Origin of the sequence: Rhodanobacter sp. C03, assembly GCF_002001175.1 — a bacterium.
GTDB lineage: Bacteria > Pseudomonadota > Gammaproteobacteria > Xanthomonadales > Rhodanobacteraceae > Rhodanobacter.
In genome coordinates this window covers 251,266-274,114 of record NZ_MUNT01000005.1, presented here as the reverse complement: position 1 = coordinate 274,114, position 22,849 = coordinate 251,266, and the positions used below count along the sequence as shown (strand labels likewise).

Here is a 22,849-nt window from a genome sequence, read left to right as displayed (position 1 = left end):
AAGGGTCGCAGATGGCGGTTTCCTCAGTCTTTCGAGGTGGTTGGAGCCGGTGTCGAGGCGGCGCCGAAGCGGACGAGCACACGCTGTCCGATACGCAATTCCTGCGGCTGGTCGAATGCCAGCACGCATTCCACCGTGCGCGCATTGGCGCGCACCTGCGGGTCGTTTTCCAGCGTGGCCGGCCCGTAGACATTCCCGATGCGCAGCACATGCGCACTCCACCGGGCGTTGTCGCGACCGCTGTCGGCGACGACTTCGGCATGCATGCCCGGCTGGATCACGCCGACGAAGCTCTCATTGAGTTCGGCGCGTACGATCCGCGGTTTCTGTGGCAACAGGGTGAACAGTGGGCCGGATGATGGCGACACGCTGGCGCCGGGCTGCGCCAGCACGCGAACCACCTCGGCGTCGAATGGCGCGAGCAGGCTGCGCTGCCTCAGCTCGTAGCGGGCTTCGTCCAGTTTCTGACTGGCCATGTCCTGCGCAGCGCGATCGGCCTGCTGTTCGGCATCGAGCTGGGCGGCGGCTTCGCGTGCGTCGTCGGCGCTCTGGCCGTCGCCGGCGCCGGCAGCGACGGCGGCAGCCAGTCGTTTGGCGCGCTGCCCGGCAGCGGCCTGCTTGATGGCCAGCAACTTCAGTTGCGCCTGTGCCTGCTCGAGCTGTGCCTGCGCGGCATCCACCGCCAGTTTGGCCGGCTGGGTATCCAGCGTGGCCAGCAATTGCCCCTGCTTGACGTGGTCACCTTCGTGCACGGCGACCGTGGCGAGGGTGCCGTCGCGTGGCATCGACAGGTTCAGCAGGCCACCTTCGATGTCGATCCGGCCGCGGGCCACCGCAGCATACGCGGCGGCCGGCTTGGCAGCGGCACTGGTGGGCGCATCGGCGGGTTTCGAGCAGGCAGCCAGCAGGCAGGACATCGCCACGGCCATGCAACCGGGGCGGATCAGTCGCAAGGCCAGTGGACGCCGTGGCGGGAAAGGTACGGGCGACTTCATGATGGGGTTCCGTGGTCTGACGCGTCCGGCGCGTGGGGGCGCCGGTCGCTGAGTATGCGGCCGTCTTCCATCGCCAGGACGCGGTCGGCGTGGACGACCAAGCGCGGATCGTGACTGACGCACAGCACGGTGGTGCCGTGGGCGCGCGCGATCCGGTGCAGGATGTCGATGATCATCTGGCCGTTGGCGGCATCCAGCGCGCTGGTGGGTTCGTCGGCAAACAGCAGTTCCGGTTCCTTGGCCAGTGCACGGGCGATGGCGACACGCTGCTTCTCGCCACCGGACAGCTCGGATGGTCGCAGGCGCATGCGGTGCGCCAGGCCGACTTCCTCCAGCGATTCCTGCGCACGCCGACGCGCCTCGACGCGTGACAGACCCATGTGGTTCAGCGGCAACTCGACCTGTTCGAATGCGCTCAGCGCGGGAAACAGATTGAAGCCCTGGAACACGAAGCCGGTGTGCTGCAGGCGGAAGCGTTCCAGCGCGCGCAAGTCGAGCAGGCCGAGCTCGCTGCCGAGCGCATGCACGCGACCGCTGTCGACCTTCTGCAGGCCGCTGAGAATCGCCAGCAGGGTGCTCTTGCCGCAGCCGGAGGGGCCGGAGATCAGAGTCAGTTCGCCGGCATTGAGGCTCAGCGAGAGACCATCAAGTACCTGCGTGCGCTGCTGGCCGGAGACAAAGGCCTTGCTGACGCCCTCAGCGAGCAGGGCGGGCGCAGATGTTGGTGTCGCTGAAGTGGCAGTCAGCATCGCGGCTACCTCAGCAACGTGGCAGGGTCAGCACGGCGCAGGCTGCGCATCGCGGCCAGTCCGGAAACCGCGGCCAAGCCCATCACCAGCAGGATACAGGCGAGTGCCGCCGGCACATTCAAGACCACCGGTACATCCTGACTGCGCGCCAGCAGCATCAGCACGACGCCGAGTGCGCCAGCACCGAGCAGGCCCAGCGCGCCGACCCAGAACGCCTGTTCCAGCACCACCTTGCGCAAGGCGCCCACGCCTACGCCGAGCGCATTGAGCGTGGCGTACTCGCGCACCGAGCCGTTGACCGCGGCAATCAGGGTCTGGCTGGTGATCACCGCGCCGACCAGAAACACGATGCCGGCCAGGAACAGCACGCCGGCGCCGGCGCCGGTATCGAACAGCCAGTAGCGTACCGAGATCTTTGCGAAATCCTTGGCGCTCCAGGTGGTGTACGGACCGAACGCGGTGTCGCCGCGCAGGCGCGCGGCGACGGCTTCGGCCTGACTCGGGTCGCGCAACCTGGCGACCAGGTAGGTCGGACCGGCATCGGCCGGGTCGTCATCCAGTCGTCGCGCAGTATCCAGCGAGCACAGCACGTTGACACCGCCCAGGGCCCGCAGCCCGCTGCTGATGCCGACCACGCGCACCGGATGACCGTTGATGGTGGCGGTCTGGCCGAGCTCGACACCGAGCTGGTCCAGCACCGAGCGGTCGACGACGACCGCATCCGGCTCCGCTAGTCGCGCGCGCAGGTCGGCTGGCAGCGCTTTGGAGAACATCAGGCCGTCCGCGCTGGGGTCGATGCCGGAAACGAACACCGAGACGCCGCCGGTTTCGGCGGGACCGCGCCAGTCTCCGTCGACCCAGATGTACGGCTCGACCCGCTGCACCGCCGGATCCATCAGCACATGCGATTCCACGTCGGCGTCGATCGTGCGGCCCGAGCCTACGCTCTGGGTGCCCGGATAACCGATCCACACATCGGCCGACGAACCGGTGATGTACAGGCTGGTGCTGCCGAAGATGCCCAGTACCAGCGCGATCTGCAGCAGTTGCAGCAGGCCGGCGAAACCCACCGCCAGCATCGCGGGCAGAAAACGCCGCCATTCGTAGATCAGCGTCTTGCGCGCGAGGGCCACCATCAGCGGTGAACCTCGTCCGTGCGGGCTTCGGGTGACGCCTCGGGCGACACCTCCAACTGGGCGGCCGACGGCAACGGCGCGCCGCCGAGTGCCTTGAACAAGGCCACATAGGCCAGGTTGTGTCCGGCGCGGGCATCGGCCAGTTCGAGCGCGGCCTGATCGGCGGCGATCTGGCTCTCGGCGCGATCGAGCGGACTGCCCAGCTGCAGGCCGACCCGGGTCTGCACGGTCTGGTCGACGCGTTGCAGCGCCTGCCATGCGAGCAGGCTGTGCTGTTCGCGTTGCTGTTGCTGCTGCACGCTGCCGAGCGCGGTTTCCACCTCGGCCACGCCTTGCAACACGGCCTGCCGGTAAGCCAGCACGCTGGCCTTCAACTCGTGATCCTTGGCGTGCTTGGCGGCCAGCCGGATACCCCAGTCGAACAACGGGATACTGATCACCGGGCCCAGTGAGTCGATGGCATTGGGGGTGCTGGGATGCTTCTTGTTGTTGTTGATGTCGGTGGACCAGTCGATCGATCCACCGAGACCAATACTGGGAAACAGATCGGCATGGGCTAGTGCCTGTGCGCCGGCGGCCTGCAATACATCGGCTTCGGCGCGGGCAATCTCGGGGCGCGTGCGCAGCAGGTCGGCCGGGGCGCTGTCGAGCTGCCAAGCACCCAGTTCGGGTGGCTTGCCGGGTTGCAGCCACGCCGGGTCGGGGTGGTTTTGACCGAGCAGCACGGCCAGCTGCTGCGCGCAGGCGTTGATGGCCTGCCGTGGTATGCCTTGGGCGGCCACGGATTGTGCAAACGCTGCCTGCGCCTGATCTACCACGTTGGGCGCCACCAGCTGCAGCCGCTGGCGTATTTGCAGCAACTGCCATTCATGCTGGCGCCTCCGACTGATCTGCGACAGCAATTGATCCTGTTGCTGCGCGGTACGCAGCTCGATCCACTCGCGAACGACTTCGGCAACCAGCGATACCTGGGCGGTGCGCAGGTCGGCAATGCCGGCATCCAGCGCACCCCGCGATTCGCGCCGGTTGCCTTCGGCTCGCCCGAACAGTCCGAATTCCCAAGTGGCGTCGAAGCCGACCAGGAAGTACGACGCGTTTGCGTCCGGATCGATTACATCATTGGTGCTCGCGGTCAGCGCTGGCAGGTAACGCGCATCAGCACGATCGTGCAGCGCGCGCACTGCGCGGAGCCGCTCGACCGCCTGTGCCACATCGAGATTGTCGGTCAGCGCACGTTCGACCAGCGCGTCGAGTTCGGAATCATCGAAGGCATGCCACCAGCCATGCAGGTCGGTTGGCTTGGCCGGATCCGAGGCGAGCGCATGTTGCCACTGCGTTGGCACCGGCGGTGTCAGCTTGGGCACCGGCGAGGCGCAGCCGGCGAGCAGGGCACCGATCAGACAGCCACACAACAGGCTGCTGGCGGTTGCCTTGCTCATGAGTCGGGATGGCACGGTATGCATGGTTCCATGGCGATGACATGACGCTGCTGCGTCCAGTCGGTATCCGTGGCGGTCATCGTTGATCGTTGCCACAGTGGCGTCACCGACTATTGTGAACGGGAAGCGCAGGATCGCAATAGGGCCTCGTTCAAACGTACAGGCAGAGTGCAGTGAGTATGGCCGCGTGGCCTCATGTCACGTCATCGGCGGGAAGTGCACTTCGACGCACAGGCCGCATTCCTCACCGGACCGGTAGATCACCTCGGCGTGATGCCGTTCGGCAATGCGCTGGACGATCGCCAGACCCAGCCCGCTGCCTTCCTCGCCGTTGCCGGCAGCGCGGAAAAAGCGTTCGCTCAGGCGAGGCAGCAGCTCGGGTGCCACGCCGGGGCCGTTGTCCTCGACACTGAGGCTGGCGCCGCCATCGGGTCGTGCCTGCAGGGCGACGGTGACGCTGCTGCCGCGGCCGCCATAGCGCACGCTGTTGTCGATCAGGTTGTCCAGCAGATCCTGCACGCTGGCCGCGTCGCCGAGGATGCACAATGTCTGTCTGGTGGCAGGCGCCTGATAACCCAGATCCACGCCGGCGACGAGCGCGTCATGCACGCGTAGCGACACTGCTTCGGGAATCAGGCGGCCCAGATCGAGCCGCGTGCACTCCTCGTTGTCCGGCGGTGACGCCTGTGCGCGGGCCAGCGACAGCAATTGCGAGGTTGTCCGCGCGGCGCGATGAGTGAGCCGCTGGATATGCATGAGTGCATCGGTCACTGTCTCCGGCTGCGGGTCGGCCAACGCGCGGTCGACATGCAGGCTCAATCCGGCCAGCGGCGTGCGCAACTGGTGTGCCGCATCAGCGATGAAGCGGTCGTGCAGGGCCAGCATGCCGCGCAGGCGGCCGAACAGCGCGTCGATGGTGCGCGTCAACGGCTGGATTTCCTGCGGCACATCGGGGCCGTTGATCGGCGTCAGCTCATGCGTGCGTGCGGCCAGCCGGGCCGTCAACGGGTCGAGTACGCGCAGGCCGCGGCTGACCCCGAACCAGACCAGCGACAGCACACTGACCAGCAGCAAGGTCTGCATCAAGGTTGCCAGCAGCAGAATTTCCCGCGCCTGTACGTGCCGGTCGCGCAGGGTTTCGGCGACGGTGATGATCAGACTGTCGTTGGGATCATGGCTGGCAACCATGTGCACGCTGGCGGCGCGCAGCGCATGTTTGTCCAGCAACGTGTCGTACAGCACGGGTGCGGCGCCCAGCGTGGGTGCCTGCGACAGTTGCGGCAGGCGCCCGTTGCCGGCGAGCAGGCCATGCCTGGTGCTTATCACGCTGAAATAGCTGTGGCCGTCCGGATCGTATTCGAGCAGGAACCGCGCCTGCGGCGTGAGCGTGCTGCCGAGCTGGTCGTTGCCGAGCATCTTCGCCAGCGTCAAGGCATCGTCGCTGAGATCGCGGTCATGCACTTTGTTGGCATAGCCCAGGGCTACGCCGTAGGTCAGCCCTGCGTCCAGCAACAGCAAGGCGGCCATTGGAATCAGCAGGAAAATCAGCAGGCGCCGGCGCAGGCTGGGACGCCGACGGCGTATATGCGGTGGGCTCATGCCGGATTGCTCGCGGGTTCTTCAGCCTCTTCCAGCAGATAACCCAGGCCACGGATGGTACGCACGCCAGTGCCGCTGCCTTGCAGCTTGCGTCGCAGCCGGTGGATTGCGATGTCCAGTCCGTTGTCGGTCAGCTCCTGGTCCCAGTCGCACAGTGCCTCGATCAGTTGCGCTCGGCTGGTGACGCGGTCGGCTCGCAGCGCCAATGCCTCCAGCAGCCCGAACTCGCGCGCGGTCAGTTCCAGGGGTGCCTGATCGATCCAGGCGCGATGGCCGGGCAGATCCAGCCGCAATCGTCCAAGCAGCAATTCCGGCTTGCCCTGGCTGCTGGCGCGGCGTAGCAGCGCACGCACGCGCGCCTCGAATTCGGCTAGGGCAAAAGGCTTCACCAGGTAGTCGTCGGCGCCCAAGTCGAGAATGCGGATACGTTCGGGCAGGCCGTCGCGCGCGGTAACCACCAGCACCGGCAAGCCCGTGCCACGGCTGCGCAGGCGCCGCAGCACTTCACTGCCGTCGAGCGACGGCAGGCCCAGATCCAGCACCAGCAGGTCGTATTCGTGATCGCGTAGCGCCGCATCGGCGAGGTTGCCGCTGGCCACGTGATCCACCGCATGGCCACCATGCCGCAGCGACGCGCAGATGCCTTCGGCGATGGAGGGATCGTCCTCGGCCAGCAGGATGCGCATGTGAGAAACTCCTGGGGACGTGGGCCACGGAACAGCAAGTATGACGTGCGCGATGTGGCCAGATGCAGGACGTTGCCGGATGCGGGCAGAACATGCCTGCAGATTCTCGGGTGTTGTGCAGTTCCAGACAAGTTTGCGTCTGTCGTAGTTCCGGCGGCGCACAGGTGACGTTCAAGCACCGGTCGCGCTGGAGCTGACCGGCGACAACCTGAATGCGGTGAGCGGGATGTGGCATTGCCCGGTGGATCGGGCGACGCTGCGGTGCCGCGTGGCAGCTGACGAAGGGTGACTTGCGCCAGCGGGTCAGGCGTATGCGCGCCGGTGTTCGCGCTGCGGCGGATAGTAGGCAAACACGTGGCTGTGGCTGCCGTAGAAATCCATGTCCTCGATATGCTCGCCGCCGAGGCGCTCGGCCACCCGGTCGGAGGCTTCGTTGCCGATCCGCACCAGGCTGATCACGCGCTTGGCTTGCAGCTGATTCCAGGCAAAATCGAGTACGGCATCACCGGCTTCGGTGGCATAACCGTGGTGGCGGTGTTCCGGCTTCAGCATCCAGCCCAGCTCCAGATCCGGCCAGCCATCGGGGTACATCAGACCAGCGCGGCCGATGAATTCGCCAGTGGACTTCAGCTCCAGCGCCCACATGCCACAGCCGCGCAATTGCCAGTGACCCAGCAGCATCGCCAGCGAGCGCCAGGCATTGGTACGGTCCAGCGGCTGGCCGTCACCGATCCAGCGTGTGCTGTCCGGGTCGGCCAGCATGGCGGCGTAATCGTTGAAATGCTGTTCGGTCAGCGCGGTCAGGCGCAGGCGCGCCGTTTCAAGAGTTGGAATATCAAACATCACAATCAACGGTAGGTGGCGCCCAGCAATACGGCCAGTGCGTGAGTACTGCTGGCGAGACTCTCTTGCCAGGACAACCCGGTGATTGTCTCACCTGTGACCGAATCGGCAAAATCCTCGGCTTCGCCGGGTGGTAGCAAGTGCCGGTAGTCCACGGTGATCTCGGTGCCAGGCGGGAGCTCGGTCAACGCAAACACGAAACCCAGATGCCACAGCCCGTTCGGCGTGAAACTGTGATTGATATAGCACTCGTCCGGCCAGTCGGGTGACAGCGTGTAACGGTCCTCAAACCAGCGCGCGCTGGCATGGATCTGTGCGCTGAGCTCGGGCGACGCGGCGATGTCGGCATGGCGGAAGGTCTGATTGATGCCATCCGGCGCGGTGATGATGCGCCCAGCCGCCACGGTTTCATCGAGAAACAGCCCCTTGCCGGCGCCGTGAATGGCGGAAGCGGCAATGTGGTAACGCGGCAGGATCATGATTGATGCGACGATGGCAGGAAGGGCGCGCGAGTGTAGCGCAAGCGGCGCGACCCGCCATGGATCGCGCCGCCAGGCTCCCGTCCGTGGGAGGGCTCTCCAAAGTCATTCAGCAGCAGCGGCTTCCTCGACAGCGGTCTTTTTGCTCCGATGCCGGCTCTTGGCCGGCTTGTCCGCCGTGGTAGCGGCATGGGCCGTGGTGTCGGTAAGCAGGATGGCAGCGCGATTGCGCTCCAGGGTCGCCGGGCCAATACCCTTGACCTGGGCCAGGTCGTCGGCACTTTTGAACGGTCCGTGGGCATCGCGCCAGGCGACGATCGCCTCTGCTTTGGACTGGCCGATGCCATCCAGTGAACTGGCAATGGTGGCCGCGTCGGCCTTGTTGATGTTGACGGCGGTGGCGGCAAACGTCAGGCCCGGCAGGGCGAGCGTCAATGCAAGGGCAAGCGCGGCAAGTTTGTGGAACATGGCCTTTCTCCCTGGGTGTGATGGCGCGTGAGCGCCGAAGCGGCATCCGGGTGCCGCAGCTGCACTGTGGCGCGCAAGCAGGTGGATACACAGTCGGCAACGCCATAGCGAGGCTGTGCGCAAGCGTTGCGGTCAGCTGTGGGAATCGACTGATGGGGTGTCGGCGTCAACGCCAGTGTGGCTGGATGGCGCTGATACAATGGCGGTCTGATCGCCCCTGGAGTTTGAGCATGGATACTGCCCGTCTTTCCCGTTTTGTCAGTGGCCTGTGGGACGATGAAATCGTGCCGCAGCTGGTCGAATACATTCGTATTCCCAACAAGTCGCCGATGTTCGATGCGAAGTGGGTCGAGCACGGTTATATGGATGCGGCGGTCAGGCTGATGGAGACCTGGGCACGCTCCAAGCTGGCGGCGCTGCCGGGGGCCACGCTGGAAGTAGTGCGGCTGGAAGGGCGCACGCCGCTCATCTATATCGAAGTGCCCGGTCAGGGCGATGACACCGTGATGCTGTACGGTCATCTGGACAAGCAGCCGGAGATGACTGGCTGGGCCGATGGGCTCGGTCCGTGGACGCCGGTGATCAAGGGTGACAAGCTGTACGGTCGTGGTGGTGCCGACGATGGCTACGCGATCTTCGGCTCGCTCGCGGCGTTGCTTGCGCTGCATGAGCAAGGAATTCCGCACGCGCGTTGCGTGGTGATGATCGAGGCCTGCGAGGAATCCGGCAGCTATGACCTTCCTTATTACGTCGACCACCTGGCCGCGCGCATCGGCAGCCCGTCGCTGGTGGTGTGCCTGGACTCCGGCTGCGGCAACTACGACCAGCTGTGGCTGACTACCTCGCTGCGTGGCATGACTGGCGGCAACCTCACCGTGCAGGTGCTGGAAGAGGGCGTGCATTCGGGCGACGCTTCCGGCGTAGTGCCGTCGAGCTTCCGCATCTTGCGCGAGCTGCTGTCGCGGCTGGAGGATTCGGTCACCGGCCAGATCAAGCCGAAGGAACTGTACGTCGAGATCCCGGCGCAGCGCGTCGAACAGGCCAAGCTCTCGGCCGAGGTGCTGGGCGACGATATCTACGACAAGTTTCCGTGGGTCGAGGGCATGCAGCCGGTCACCCATGATTTGGCCGAGCTGGTGCTCAACCGGACCTGGCGCCCGCAGCTGGCGGTGACCGGGATCGGCGGCATGCCGCCGCTGGACAGTGCTGGCAATGTATTGCGCCCGCAGACGTCGGTGAAGCTGAGCCTGCGTGTGCCACCGACGTTGAACGGGGCCAAGGCTGGCGAATTCCTCAAACAGCTGCTGGAAAAGGATCCGCCGTACGGCGCCAAGGTCACCTTCGCGCTGGAGAAAGACGGCAGCGGCTGGAACGCGCCGCAGCTGTCGCCGTGGCTGGAGCAGGCCGTTGCCGACGCCTCGCAGCATTACTTCGGCGCGCCAGCGACCTACATGGGCGAGGGTGGCAGCATTCCGTTCATGGGCATGCTGGGCGAGAAATTCCCGAAGGCGCAGTTCCTGATCACCGGCGTGCTTGGTCCGCATTCCAACGCGCATGGCCCGAACGAGTTCCTGCACATTCCTACCGGCAAGAAGGTCAGCATGGTGGTGGCTGAAGTGGTGGCACGACATCACCAGCAGAGCACCAAGGCCTGACCCATGGTCGGCGCATGAGCACGGATACGGCCTGGCTGGCCGCCAACTGGGCACAGATCCGCCGGCGCGTCGATGATGCCTGCCGCGAGGCTGGCCGCGATCCGGCATCAGTAAAGATCCTGCCGGTCAGCAAGACGTTCGGTCCGGAGTTGATTCGGCTGGCGGTCGGATTGGGCCTGCACCGCTTCGGCGAGAACAAGGTGCAGGAGATCCGCGACAAGGCGGCGCCGCTGGCCGACTGCGGCATCGACTGGGTGATGATCGGTCACCTGCAGACCAACAAGGCCAGGGACGTGGCTCGGCTGGCCAGCGAGGTGCAGTCGCTGGACCGGCTGGAACTGGCCGAGGCGCTGGATCGGCGCTTGCAGCAGGAAGGTCGTGCGATCGATGTGCTGGTGCAGGTGAAGACCTCGCACGAACCCAGCAAATACGGGCTGCCCCCTGAACAGCTGCCGGCCTTTCTCGACAGCTTGCGCCGCTATGACACGTTGCGGACGCGCGGTTTGATGACCTTGGCGACCCATTCCAGCGAGCCAGCCGAGGTGCGTGGCTGTTTCAACCTGTTGCGCGAGCTACGCGATGAGGCCATGACGCAAGGTCATGATCTACCAAGACTTTCCATGGGGATGAGCGGCGATTTTCCACTGGCGATTGCCGCAGGCGCCACCGAAGTCCGGATCGGCACGGCCGTCTTTGGTTTCCGTTCCTGATCATGGACGCCCGGTTTGGTGATGTGCATCACAGAAACAGGGCATGAGATTCTTTCTCACGACGAGACTTCTATATTTTATTTTCAAAATCAAACGATTATATCTAATCGTGCGGCGAATATCTGTTTCGGAACGACAGGGTTTAGTTAACTTCAATCGAACATACGGTCTATGCCTTCTTGCTAACTTCACTCAATCGTCACGTCGTCAGCTTTGCAGGCGGCTAATCCTGATGCACTCCAGGGGATTTTTCCCGCATGCCAATCAACCGATTGACCGCCTTGTCTGTGCTCGCTGCCGCGTTGCTTGTTGCCATACCCGTGCAGGCCGCCACCAGCAAGACGCACGCCAAGCCGGCCCATGCGAAGCAGGCGCAGTCCAAGCAGACACACAGCAAGCCGGCACATCACAAGCCGGTGCATGGCAAGCTCGCCAAAGCGACACACCACGTCAGCCACACCCATTCCGCCGCATCCCGCAGCACGATCGCCGACATCGATACGCCAACCATCGCGAATACGGTAGCGGTCGTCGAGATCAAGCGCGCCGATCTACTGCAGGCTCGTCCCTTGGCTATGGCCGGCGCCGCGGTTTCCGCCGATACCACGCCAACCTGGCTGAACCAGGCGCCGGCATTCGATTCGCCCCGGATGCTGGTGCAGTCCACCGAACCCACCTATTTCGGCGTGTTGGTCGCGGCTAATCCGAGCGCCGCGACCCGCAATGTCGCGATGAGTGAACAGACCGGCACGAACGAGCAGGCCACCGATGCGGCCGCTGGCGACGACGTCACCGATCTGCGCAAGGCGCTGATCACCCTGGCGATGAAGCTGCGCGATATCCGTTATGTGCGTGGTGGTAGCGACCCCTCGACGGGCTTCGACTGCAGCGGTTTCGTCCGCTACGTGTTCGCCCATGCGACAGGTGTCCAGCTGCCGACCAATTCCGCTTCGCAGTTCCTGTCCGGTTTCAAGGTCAAGCGTGCCGACATGAAGCCGGGCGACCTGGTGTTCTTCCGTACCCACGGCAAGCGGAACATCTCGCATGTCGGCATTTACATTTCCGAGGGCCGCTTCATCCACTCGCCGACCACCGGCAAGTCGGTGGAGATCTCCAGCCTCAACGATGCCTACTGGGCCAAGCGCTTTGCCGGCGCCAAGCGTCCGGAAGCGATCGCACAGGTGGCGCACAACGGTTGATCCGGTGGTTGCCGCCCGTGTCTGCAGAAGCCGCCGCGAGGCGGCTTTTTCGTTCGTCGCGGTATGTCCCGGCATCGTCGGTGAGTGAACGATCGAGCGCCATGCAGGTCAGCGTAGCCGTGCCGCAGTTGCGCCGATGCCTGCGCCTCATCCATCCTGCCCTGCCACTGATCTCCCGGAAACAGCCCGATGCCCTTTGACCTGCCGCCCGTCACGCGCAACCTGCTGATCGCGAACGTCGCCGTGTTCCTGCTGCAGCAGGTGATGGGCGACCCCATCCTGCAGTATTTCGCGTTGTGGCCGCTCGGCAGTGGCCTGTTCGAGGTGTGGCAGATCGTTACCAGCGCGTTCCTGCATGGTGGGGTGACCCACATCCTGTTCAACATGATCGCGTTGTACATGTTTGGCGGCGCGATCGAGCGCACGCTGGGGGCGCGTGAGTTCACTCTCTATTATTTCGTCTGCGCGATCGTCGCCTCGCTGCTGCAACTGGCGGTGCTGTGGTTTTTCCCGCCGGCGGAACCCGGACCCACGCTCGGCGCCTCCGGCGCGATCTTCGGCCTGCTGCTGGCATTCGGCATGATGTATCCGCATGAGAAAGTGATGCTGATGTTCCTGCCGATTCCGATGCCGGCGTGGCTGTTCGTGACCGGCTATGCGATCGTCGAGTTGACCATGGGCGTGACGGGGATCGAGCCCGGTGTGGCCCATTTCGCGCACCTTGGCGGCATGCTGGGCGGCATCGTGCTGATCGAATACTGGCGTGGGCGGCTGCCGCTCAAACCGAAGCGGCGCCTGATGCGCTGACCCATCTCCATCCATGAGCGGAAACCATGTCTGAAACCCTGCAACGCCAACTGAGCCCGCGCCACATCACCTTCATGGCGCTGGGCATGTGCATCGGCGCCGGCCTGTTCCTCGGTTCGGCCAGCACGATCAAGCTGGCTGGGCCGTCGGTACTGTTTGCCTATCTGTTCGGCGGCGCGATGATCTTCATCATCATGCGCGCGCTGGGCGAGATGGCCGCACACGAGCCCATTGCGGGTTCCTTCGCCGCCTACGCGCACAAGTACCTCGGGCCGTTCGCCGGTTACCTCACCGGCTGGAACTACTGGATCCTGATGATGGGCGTGGGCATCGCCGAGAGCACGGCGGTGGGCATCTACATGAAGGCGTGGTTTCCCGATCTGCCGCAATGGATATGGGCGTTCGGCAGCGTGGCGATGATCGGTGGCCTGAACCTGCTGGCGGTGAAGGTTTACGGCGAGATGGAATTCTGGTTCGCACTGATCAAGGTGCTGACGGTGGTACTCATGATCGCCGGCGGCGCCGCGATCATCTGGCTGGGCTGGGGCAATGGTGGCCACCCGCTGGGGATATCGAACCTGTGGACGCATGGCGGCTGGTTTCCTAACGGGGTGACCGGCATGGTGCTGGCGCTGCCGGTCCTGGTGTTCTCGTTCGGTGGCATCGAGACGATCGGTATGGCCGCGGCCGAGGCTGCGCATCCCGAGCGCACGATTCCGCGCGCAGTCAACTCGGTGATCTGGCGCATCCTGATCTTCTATGTCGGCGCGCTGTTCGTGATCATGGCGATCTATCCGTGGAACGAGCTGGGCACGCAGGGCAGCCCCTTCGTCACCACCTTCGCCAAGCTCGGCATTCCACAGGCGGCCGGGTTGATCAACTTCGTGGTGATCACCGCGGCGCTGTCGAGCTTCAACTCCACCACGTTCAGCGGCAGCCGCATGCTGCACAGCCTGGCGACGAAGGGGCAGGCGCCGCACGCCATGCGGCACCTGAGCGCGCATGGCGTGCCGGTGCGCGGCGTGCTGGTGACCCTGGTGTTCCTGATGCTGGGCGTGCTGATGAACTACCTGGTGCCCGGGCGCATCTTCGGCATGATGATGTCGATCCTTGCGTTCAACACTGTGTGGACCTGGGGCATGGTGCTGATCGCGCACTGGCGCTTCCGCCGTCGCCAGCTCGTGCCGCTGGCGTTCCGCCTGCGCTGGTTTCCATTGAGCAGCGTGGTCTGCCTGGCGTTTCTCGCCTTCGTGCTGGTCATGCTCGGCTACAGCGCCGATACCCGGGTGGCGCTGTATGTGGGCGTGGCGTGGGTGCTGCTGCTGACAGTCGCCTACAAGCTGTTTGGCGTCGACCGCCGCATACTCGCAACGCAGGATGTAGCCGTCGGCTGATCACGCGACAGCCGGGGGTGAGGCCGGCTGTCGTCGAAATCTTGGTTGCTCAGCGCAGCGCGAGAAAGTCCGGGCTGACCACGAAGCGCACTGCGTCCAGCCGCAGGCGGGATTGCGGCAACGCCATCAGCAGGGCCGTGCGCTCACCGGCGACGGCGGCGATTTCGGCTTCACTGACCGACGGGTTCACCGCCCGCAAGGCGAGCAGGCGCGACAGTTCGGCATCCAGCGTTTCGGTAGCGAGGGACAATGCCTCGTCGATGCTGGTTTGTCCGCGTACAGCAGCGAGTGTCTCGGCACGCTCCAGCATCGGCGGCACCAGCTTGCCGAGGAACTTGCGGTAGCGCACCACTTCGATATTGCGGTCGCTGGCCTTGCGCAAAGCGATCTCGCTCGGCGCGAAATCGGCACGCTCGGCCAAGCGGGTATCGACGGTGACCACGATCGGCAGGGTCGGCAGGAAGCGTTCGGCGTCCAGTCGGCGGTCGGCCACGCATTCGAGTACATAGACCGCTTGCAGCAGCGCGGTACGCGGCGGTAGCACGTCGTCGACCATGAAGGCCGCATTGCCTTGTTCGCCGGACAGCGCCAGATCCATCGCGCCGGCGACCAGCGGGTGATCCAGCCGCAGCAATGGCAGCTCTTCGCGCGACAAAGCCACGTCGCGCGCGAACGTCACCGACTGCGGGCCTTCGGCAAAGCCGGGCAGGGCATCGGTGGACAGGTATTGCGGATCGAGCAGCAGCACCTGGCCGCCGAGCTCCTCGGCGTGGATACCGAACGCTTCCAGCAGGCGCTGCACGAACGCATCGCGGCCCGGGTCGAAATCCTCGCGGGCAAACGCCTGCTGCAGTTCGTCGGCGTGCAGGTCGCGGCTGGCTGCCAGCTCCAGCAGGTGATCGCGACCGCCGCGGATCAGTTCGGCCATCTGCTCGTGACTGGCGGCGGTCTCGGCCAGCAGCACGTCGAGTTCCTGGTCGCGGTTGTCGTCGCCGCGCGCATGTTCGTCGGCCAGTCGGGCCAACGGCTCGCCATAGCGGCGCAGCAGTTCGCGGCCGTCGGCCGGACTCATGCGGAATGCATTGACGCCCTCGTCGTACCAACGGGCAAGCACATGCTGCGCGCTGTCGGCGACAGCCAGGATATGGATATTGATGTCGTGCTTCTGACCGATCCGGTCGAGCCGGCCGATGCGTTGTTCGAGCAGATCTGGATCCAGCGGCAGATCCCACAGGATCAAGCGGTGTGCAAACTGGAAGTTGCGCCCCTCCGAACCGATCTCGGAGCACAGCAACAGGCGCGCGCCATCGGGTTGGGCAAAATATGCGGCATTGCGGTCGCGCTGCACGATGCCGAGGCCTTCGTGGAAACGCGCCACGCCGACGCCGCTGCGCGTGCGCAGCACATCTTCCAGTGCCAGCACCTTGGCCTGGCTGCGGCAGATCAGCAGGAATTTGTCCTGCGGGTGCTTATCGAGCAGGGCGATCAGGGTGTCGATGCGCGGATCGGCGCTGTAGTCGACTTCGATCAAGGCCGGCGGCTGCTGGATGTCGGCATGGAATTCGGCCAGCAGCGACTGGCGGGTGTTCTCTTCAAGCGTGTCGGCATCGAGCAGATGCCATTCGGGCAGGCGCTTGGGGAAGCCGCCGACGCCGGCGCGGTTGTTGCGGAACATCGCGCGGCCGGTGCCGTGGCGGTCGATCAGCGCGGCGAGCAGTTCGCGCGCGTTCGCCGGCTTGGTCGATCCGGCCAGTTGTGCGGTGAGAGCCGCGTCGCCGTGGAAGGCTTCGGCGAGGGTGGCGCGCTGGGCATCGTCGAGCGCGTTGCCGTCGAGCAGTCGATCGGCAATCTTCGACAGCGCCTGATAGGCGTCGGCCTCGGCCAGATAGCCGTCCAGATCGTGGTAGCGCTGCGGATCGAGCAGGCGCAGACGGGCGAAGTGGCCGCTGCGGCCGAGCTGTTCCGGCGTGGCGGTGAGCAGGATCACGCCGGGAATCGCGGCGGCGAGTCGTTCAACCATCGTGTAGCGCGGACTGGCGACCTCGGGCGACCAGGCCAGGTGGTGCGCCTCGTCGACCACCAGCAGATCCCACGGCGCTTCGAGCAATTGCTGCGCGTGTTTCGGCGAGTTCTCGAGAAAGCCGAAGTCGGCGATCACCAGCTGCTCGTCCTCGAACGGGTTGCTATCGTCGCCGGACTGCTCCAGCGCCTCGCAGCGTTCCTCGTCGTAGATCGCGAAGCTGAGGTTGAAGCGGCGCAGCAGCTCGACGAACCACTGGTACACCAGCGTGTCGGGCAACAGCAGCAGCACGCGCGAAGCGCGGCCGGTGGCGAGCTGGCGGCCGATGATCATGCCCGCCTCGATGGTTTTGCCGAGGCCGACTTCGTCAGCCAGCAGTACGCGCGGCGGTCGGCGTGCGGAAGCGATGCCGGCTACACGCAGCTGATGCGGTACCAGCCCGATCCGCGCGGCACCGAGACCCCACATCGGCGAGCGGCGCGCTTCGGCACGCCGCTTGAGGCCTTCCAGACGCAGTTCGAACTGCGCGACCGCATCGGTGCGGCCGCCGATCAGGCGGTCGTCGGCCTGGCTGACGCTCTGCTCGTCGTCGAGCTGGCCTTCGTGCAGTTCGCGGCCCTCGCCGCGATAGATCAACAGCTCTTCGCGGATCTCGACGCGCTCGACCAGGAACGCGATGCCCTTGCCGGCCACGCGCTGGCCAGCGCGGAATTCGGCGCGCAGCAGCGGCGCCGAGTCGACCGCGTAGGGGCGCAGCACGCCGGCCTTGGCAAACAGCACCTGCACACCGCGCCCTTCGACGCGCAGCACGGTGCCGAGGCCGAGCTCGGGTTCGGCAGAGGAGATCCAGCGTTGACCAGGTACGAACATTGCACAGCCGTGTTGCATCAAGGGTCGACGATTATCCGCTCAGCGGCACGCGCTGGGAACAGCTGGTTGCAGGCGGGTAATGCGAGGTCAGCCGGGATGGCCGCAGTTATGGCCGTCCGGACTCAGGTTTCAGCCCACTGGCGCAGCAGGTTGTGATAGACGCCGGTCAGTCGCAGCAGCGCAGCGGCATCGGCGCCGGACTGGGTCAGGGCCTGGATCGAGGCATCCAGTTCGAACAGCAGCTGGCGCCGGCCGTCGTCGCGGATCAGGCTCTGTACCCAGAAGAACGAAGCCAGGCGTGCTCCGCGCGTCACCGGTGCGACCCGGTGCAGGCTGCTGGACGGGTAGACGATCAGATCACCTGCTGGCAGCTTCACCTCGTGTTCGCCGTAGGTGTCGCTGACAATCAGCTCGCCGCCGTCGTAGTCGTCCGGCTCGCTGAGGAACAGCGTGCAGGAGATGTCGCTGCGCAGCTGGCCGGCATCGCCGGGCAACGCCATCACCGCGCCGTCGACATGGAAGCCGTAGTGGCTGCCACCTTCATAACGGTTGAAGCGCGGTGGCAAGGTGCGCAGCGGCAACGTTGCCGCGTGATAGAGCGGATGTTTCGCCAGCGCCGACAGTACGGTCTGACCCAGTTGCTGTCGCAGTGGCGAGGTATCCGGCAGCTGCTGGTTGCGCTTCACCCTGGCGCCTTGCGCACCGACGGTTTCGCGTCCGTCGGTCCAGTCGGTCGCATCCAGTGCCACGCGCATATGGCTGAGCTGTTCGCGGCTGAGGACGTCGGGAATATGCAGCAGCATGACGGGTTCCTGGATGTCCCTTCTCGTGCAGGCGAAGGGAAGGAGTGCAGGTATCAGAAGCGGAAGTTGGCGGTAATCATCGCCGAACGTGGTGCGCCCGGCGTGTAACGGTAACCGCTCTTGTTGATCGCCGCGACATAGCTCTTGTCGAACAGGTTGTACAGATTCAACTGCAGCTCGAATTGCTTGCTGACCGGGTAGCTGGCCATTGCGTCGAACACCCAGTACGCATCGGTGAACGCCGGCGTGCCGATTGCGCTGTCGGTACCGCGCTTCATCTCGCCCGAATAGCGGGCGCCCCCACCGATCGTCAGGTTGAACGGCAAGTGGTAGGTGGTCCATGCGGTGAAGGCGCTCTTGGGCGTATAGGCCAGATCGCTGGAACCGTCCTGGGAGACATTCGGGCCATTGGCCACGCTTGCGTTCATCGTGGTGTAGCCGGCACTCACCGCCCAGTTGTCGGTAAGTTTGCCGACCGCGCTCAACTCGATGCCCTGCACGCGCTTCCTGCCGATCTGGTAGTACAGCAGATCGACCGGATCCTGCACGACGTCATTGCTAACGATGGTGCGATAGATCGCCCCGGTCAGCAGCAGTCGATCACTGAGCAAATCCCACTTCGTACCGACTTCGGTGGTGCGTGCCTTTTCCGGGGCGAAGATCGGGTTGTCGGCGCTGTTGGCGGCTGAACTGAGCGACAGGCTGCTGCCGCCCGGTGGCTGCGCGGACACGGCAAAGTTGGCGTAGATGCTGCCGTTGGCGACCGGTTTGTACAGCACGCCGAGCTTGTAGTTGAGCAGGTTGTCAGACTGGCTGGTGTCGACGCCAGACACCGGGCTGCCGAGCCGCAGGCTGCCGCAGGCCGGGGCGCTCTTGGACGTGCCGCAGGTCACCACGCTGGTGAAGTCGGTCGTGTAGTTGTCCAGCCGCACGCCGGCATTGACCTGCCAGTGCTCGCCGAACTTCAAGGTGTCGAACAGATAGGCTGCCGCAGTATTGGTCTTGCCTGCACTGTAGGTTCCGTTCGGGCCGTAGGCCGGGTTCGCCACGTTCGGATTGGGGTCGTACAGATTGGCTGCCGGCCACAACGTGCCGAGCGGGCTGGTGGCCAGCCCCACGGTGTTCAGTCGCTCGCTGGTCAGCTCGATGCCGGCACTTAGGTTGTGGGTGATCGCACCGGTATCGAAGTTGACGGTGAGGTTGGTCTGGTTGGTCAGGATGCGGTTGGTCTGATCCTTGAACGTCGGGTTGCTGCGCGCGAGCGTCCAGGTCGACGGGTCGTTGATGTTAGGCGTCAGCAGATTGGCCGCGCTGGCCATGAACGAGGTGAGCAGGTAATCCTCGTGCGTGCGGCCCCAGCGCAAGGTGTTGTGCAAGGCGACGTCCGGCGAGAAGTCGTGTTCGATGCGCGCGGTGAACATGTCGGCGTTGACGCGATCGTGGTCGGCATCGGTGCCGTAGAAATTGCTGGAATCGACCATCGCGGCGCTGCCGATCTGCGGGCGCGTCGGGTCCGGGCTGCTGTAGCCGGGCAAGCCAATGGTGGGCACGCCACCGTCAGGTATGTTGTTCTGCTTGACGTGCAGGTAATCCAGATACACGCGGGTGGCCGTGCCCAGGCCGAACGCCAATGTCGGCGCCACGCCCCAGCGGTTGTTCTCGACCGCGTCGCGGCCCGGTACGCCACTGTCCTGACCCATCACGTTGAGGCGGAAGGCGGCGTTGCTGCCGATGCTTTGGTTCCAGTCCGCGGTACTGCGCTTGTGGTCGCCGCTGCCGTAGGAGACCGAGGCCGAGAGGCTGTCATGCAGGGTCGGCTGCTTGCTTACCAGGTTGATCGAGCCGGTCGGCGCGGTGCGCCCGTTGTCGGTGCTGGCCGGGCCCTTGGTCACTTCGATCTGTTCGATGTTGAACACGTCGCGCGAGATCGAGCCCAGATCGCGCACGCCGTCGACGAAGATGCTGTTCGAGGTATCGAAGCCGCGCATGTAGATCGCGTCGCCGGTCGAGGTGGTGCCGTTTTCACCGGCGTAGAACGTGCCCACCCCGGGGCTGTTGCGCAGCGCCTCGGTCAACGTGGTGGCGCCTTGCTGCTGGATCAGCTCCTTGCTGATCACGCTGATGGTTTGCGTGGTATCGAGCAACGGCTGGGTGAATTTCGGCGAGGACAGCTGGTCGACGCGATAGTCGTTGCTGGAGTTCGCCTCCACCTTGACGGCGGGCAGGCTCTTCGCCTGGGCGACCTGTGCATCGGTGGCGGCGGTTGACGACAGGTCAGTGGCAGCAGCGGGAAGGGCCAGGGCCAGGCCAGTGAACAGGGTGGCCGCCGTCACCATACCGGATGTCGTCGAGAATGACTTGCAGGGGGAGGCTGTATGTTTGCGGCTACGGATGAAAGCCATGGGGATTCCGGTGATGAATGGTGCGTCGCTGGTCGACAGGGCCTGGCGGGTCTGGCGAATGCAGTTGTTTCGCAATGGCTGGATGCAGGTTGTTCAGGTCAGCAGGAGGCAATCGCAACAACTGGCTGCGAGGGCCGTGCGGGCCGTGGTAGTTGGTGATCCGGGTTGACGACGCGTGTTGCCGCGCGTTCGTCATGTGTACTGGCTGGAGTAGTTGCATACGATATTTTTAATGAGAATGATTTGCAATACCTTTGTTAGGCGCATGTATGTATGAATGAGCGGAACCTGGCCTCGATCCGCACCCTGCAACGAAAAGGGCCCCGCACTTGCGTGCGGGGCCCCGGTTTTCATGCCGCAATGATCTGCGGCATTCGATGCTGGCGACTTACCAGATCTTCACCTGCTTGTCGTCCGGACGCACCATCGCGTCGCCAACCTTGCACTGGAACGCGCTGGCGAACGCTGGCATGTTCGACGGCGCGGCCATGGCACGCAGCGAGGCCGGGGCATGCGGGTCGGTGTTGAGGTAGAGCACCGCCTGCTTTTCACGCACGTTGCCACGCCACACGCGTGCCCAGTTCAGGAAGAAGCGCTGGTCCTCGGTATAGCCGTCGATCTTCTTGTCGGCTTCCTCGGGGTGTGCCTTCAGCGCGGCCTGCAGGGCGTCATACGCTACGTTCATGCCGCCCAGGTCGGCAATGTTCTCGCCCAGCGTCAGCTTGCCGTTGACGTGCAGGTCCGGCTTGTCCTTGATCGGCGAGTAGGCGTCGAACTGGTCCACCAGCTTCTGCGTGCGGGCGTCGAACTTGGTGCGGTCGTCCTTGGTCCACCAGTTCTTCTGGTTGCCTGCACCGTCGAACTGGCTGCCTTCGTCGTCGAAGCCGTGGCTGGCCTCGTGGCCGATCACCGCGCCGATGCCGCCGTAGTTGATCGCGTCGTCCGCCTTGGCATCGAAGAACGGCGGCTGCAGGATCGCGGCCGGGAAGTTGATCGTGTTGTCGGTCGGGTTGTAATACGCGTTGACCGTCTGCGGGGTCATGCCCCATTCCTTGCGGTCGGTCGGCTTGCCGATCTTGGCGATGTCGTAGTCGTAGTTGAACTTGCCGGCGGCCTCGACGTTCGCGTAGTAGTTGTCGGGGGTGACGTTCAGGCCCGACCAGTCACGCCACTTGTCTGGATAGCCGATCTTCGGCAGGAAGGTATTCCACTTGTCGATCGCCTTGGCCTTGGTGGCGTCGCTCATCCAGTCGAGATTCTGGATGCGGGCCTTCAGTGCATTGCGCACGTTGTCGACCAGCTCCTGCGCACGTGCCTTCGCCTCGGGCGTGAACACCTTGGCCACGTACAACTCGCCCAGCGCCTCGCCCATCGAGCCGTTGACTGCACCGAGCACGCGCTTCCAGCGCGGCTTCTGCTGCGGCTGGCCGGCCAGGGTCTTGCCGTAGAAGTCGAACTTGTTGTCCTGGAAATTCTTGCTCAGATAGTTCGAAGCGTCGTCGATGGTGTGGAAGCGCAGATAGGCCTGCCACTGGCTGATCGGCGCGTTGGCCAGCAGCTTGTCGAACTCGGCAAAGAACTTCGGCTGCGACAGCGAGAAGCCCTTGTCGATGGTCACGCCCTGGGCGGTGAAGAACTTGTCCCAGCTGAAGTGCGGCGTGGCCTTGTCGGCGTCCTTGACGCTGACGAAGTGGTATTGGGTCTTTGGATCGCGCGACTCGACCGGCGACAGCGAGGCGGCGGCCAGCGCGGTTTCGAACTTCAGCACGTCATCGGCCTGGGTCTTCGCATCAGCTTCGGATACGCCGGTCAGCTCGAGCGACTTCGCGATATGCGCGACGTAGGCATCGCGGATGTCCTTGTACTTCGCGTCGCTGTAGTAGTCCTTGGTCGGCAGGCCCAGGCCGCCCTCGTTGGCGTAGGCGATCTGCATGTCGGCGTGCTGGAAGTCAGCGCCGGCGCCGAACTGGAACACCTGGCCGTCACCCTCGGCGTAGCTCTTGGTGATGTAGTCGGCGACGTCGCTGGGGCTCTTCAGGCCGGCGATGGCGTCCAGCTTCGGCTTGATCGGGTCGAAGCCAGCCTTCTCGATGGCCGCGTCGTCCATACCCGACTGGTACAGGTAGCCGATCTTCTGCTCGATCGAGCCGGCCTGTGCCTGTGCTGCATTCTTGGAGGCGGCATCGACGATGTCGTGCTGCGTATTCAGGCTGGCATCGGCCAGCTGGTCGAAGGCGCCCCAGCGGGTGCGGTCTTCGGGGATCGGGTTGGCGGCGACCCACTTGGCGTTGACGAAGCCGTTGAAGTCCTGGCAGGCGTTGATGGTCGGATCCAGCTCGCTGACGTCGAAGATGCTCTTGGTGGCATTGACGGCGGCGCTGGTGCTGGCCGCTGCCGGGGCCGTGCTGGCGGCAGCAGCGGTGCTGGCGGGGGCCGGCGCCGGGGCGGCGGCCTGTTCGCTCTTGCCGCAGGCAGTCAAGGTCAGGGCCAGGCTTACCGCCAGGGCCAGGGGCTTCAGATACTGCTTGGTCATGGATATCCCTCTATGAGTCATGCCGCCCAGTGGGCGGTTACGGTGGTTGTTCATGGGCCGCG

17 protein-coding genes and 1 pseudogene are annotated in these 22,849 nt (G+C 64.8%); 5 read left to right on the top strand and 13 right to left on the bottom strand.

Annotated features, from left to right (window positions below; all coding sequences use genetic code 11):
* Positions 1-23: 23 nt before the first annotated feature.
* The 9 genes from B0E48_RS08090 to B0E48_RS08050 all read right to left on the bottom strand — a co-directional run bounded on the left by B0E48_RS08090 (position 24) and on the right by B0E48_RS08050 (position 8,394).
* Positions 24-995: a biotin/lipoyl-binding protein gene (locus B0E48_RS08090; RefSeq protein ID WP_077517633.1), complete on the bottom strand. Its 972-nt coding sequence runs from the start codon at positions 993-995 to the stop codon at positions 24-26.
* Positions 992-1,744: an ABC transporter ATP-binding protein gene (locus tag B0E48_RS08085; protein WP_077517632.1), complete on the bottom strand. Its 753-nt coding sequence runs from the start codon at positions 1,742-1,744 to the stop codon at positions 992-994. The genes B0E48_RS08090 and B0E48_RS08085 overlap by 4 nt, the downstream gene beginning before the upstream one ends.
* Positions 1,745-1,749: 5 nt before the next feature.
* On the bottom strand, positions 1,750-2,880 hold the full coding sequence (locus B0E48_RS08080; RefSeq protein WP_077517631.1) for an ABC transporter permease: 1,131 nt from the start codon (positions 2,878-2,880) through the stop codon (positions 1,750-1,752).
* On the bottom strand, positions 2,880-4,319 hold the full coding sequence (locus B0E48_RS08075) for a TolC family protein (protein ID WP_139350202.1): 1,440 nt from the start codon (positions 4,317-4,319) through the stop codon (positions 2,880-2,882). Before B0E48_RS08075 ends, B0E48_RS08080 begins: the two co-directional genes overlap by 1 nt.
* A 198-nt stretch (positions 4,320-4,517) precedes the next feature.
* Positions 4,518-5,918 carry a sensor histidine kinase gene (locus B0E48_RS08070; protein ID WP_077517629.1) on the bottom strand — a complete coding sequence of 467 codons (1,401 nt, stop codon included), beginning with the start codon at positions 5,916-5,918 and terminating at the stop codon, positions 4,518-4,520.
* Entirely contained in the window at positions 5,915-6,604 is a 690-nt protein-coding gene (locus B0E48_RS08065) for a response regulator (protein ID WP_077517628.1), read from the bottom strand. Before B0E48_RS08065 ends, B0E48_RS08070 begins: the two co-directional genes overlap by 4 nt.
* Before the next feature lie 303 nt (positions 6,605-6,907).
* Complete coding sequence (locus B0E48_RS08060; protein WP_077517627.1) at positions 6,908-7,447, bottom strand: GNAT family N-acetyltransferase; 540 nt, start codon at positions 7,445-7,447, stop codon at positions 6,908-6,910.
* Between the two features lie 5 nt (positions 7,448-7,452).
* Positions 7,453-7,926: an SET domain-containing protein gene (locus B0E48_RS08055; protein ID WP_077517626.1), complete on the bottom strand. Its 474-nt coding sequence runs from the start codon at positions 7,924-7,926 to the stop codon at positions 7,453-7,455.
* A 105-nt stretch (positions 7,927-8,031) separates the two neighbouring features.
* A complete protein-coding gene (locus B0E48_RS08050) occupies positions 8,032-8,394 on the bottom strand; it encodes a ComEA family DNA-binding protein (RefSeq protein ID WP_077517625.1) in 363 nt (120 codons plus the stop codon).
* A gap of 230 nt (positions 8,395-8,624) precedes the next feature.
* Between B0E48_RS08050 and B0E48_RS08045 the strand changes: the two genes are divergently transcribed.
* The 5 genes and pseudogenes from B0E48_RS08045 to B0E48_RS08025 all read left to right on the top strand — a co-directional run bounded on the left by B0E48_RS08045 (position 8,625) and on the right by B0E48_RS08025 (position 14,159).
* On the top strand, positions 8,625-10,049 hold the full coding sequence (locus B0E48_RS08045) for a M20 family metallopeptidase (RefSeq protein WP_077517624.1): 1,425 nt from the start codon (positions 8,625-8,627) through the stop codon (positions 10,047-10,049).
* Positions 10,050-10,063: 14 nt separating this feature from the next.
* On the top strand, positions 10,064-10,759 hold the full coding sequence (locus tag B0E48_RS08040) for a YggS family pyridoxal phosphate-dependent enzyme (protein ID WP_077517623.1): 696 nt from the start codon (positions 10,064-10,066) through the stop codon (positions 10,757-10,759).
* 770 nt (positions 10,760-11,529) lie between these two features.
* A pseudogene (locus B0E48_RS08035) lies at positions 11,530-11,958 on the top strand (C40 family peptidase); the annotation flags it as partial.
* A gap of 189 nt (positions 11,959-12,147) precedes the next feature.
* Positions 12,148-12,765, top strand: a complete 618-nt coding sequence (locus tag B0E48_RS08030) for a rhomboid family intramembrane serine protease (RefSeq protein WP_077517622.1) — start codon at positions 12,148-12,150, stop codon at positions 12,763-12,765.
* Positions 12,766-12,791: 26 nt separating this feature from the next.
* On the top strand, positions 12,792-14,159 hold the full coding sequence (locus B0E48_RS08025; RefSeq protein ID WP_077517621.1) for an amino acid permease: 1,368 nt from the start codon (positions 12,792-12,794) through the stop codon (positions 14,157-14,159).
* Positions 14,160-14,208: 49 nt separating this feature from the next.
* Here the strand turns inward: B0E48_RS08025 and rapA are convergent, their stop codons facing one another.
* The 4 genes from rapA to B0E48_RS08005 form a co-directional block, all read right to left on the bottom strand.
* Positions 14,209-17,049: an RNA polymerase-associated protein RapA gene (gene rapA / locus B0E48_RS08020; protein ID WP_077517620.1), complete on the bottom strand. Its 2,841-nt coding sequence runs from the start codon at positions 17,047-17,049 to the stop codon at positions 14,209-14,211.
* A 122-nt stretch (positions 17,050-17,171) separates the two neighbouring features.
* Complete coding sequence (locus B0E48_RS08015; protein ID WP_077517619.1) at positions 17,172-17,852, bottom strand: Fe2+-dependent dioxygenase; 681 nt, start codon at positions 17,850-17,852, stop codon at positions 17,172-17,174.
* A gap of 53 nt (positions 17,853-17,905) precedes the next feature.
* A complete protein-coding gene (locus B0E48_RS08010; protein WP_077517618.1) occupies positions 17,906-20,254 on the bottom strand; it encodes a catecholate siderophore receptor Fiu in 2,349 nt (782 codons plus the stop codon).
* A 388-nt stretch (positions 20,255-20,642) separates the two neighbouring features.
* The gene (locus tag B0E48_RS08005) at positions 20,643-22,787 is read right to left on the bottom strand and encodes a M13 family metallopeptidase (protein WP_077517617.1); all 2,145 of its coding nucleotides are present in this window, start codon (positions 22,785-22,787) and stop codon (positions 20,643-20,645) included.
* Between the last annotated feature and the right edge of the window lie 62 nt (positions 22,788-22,849).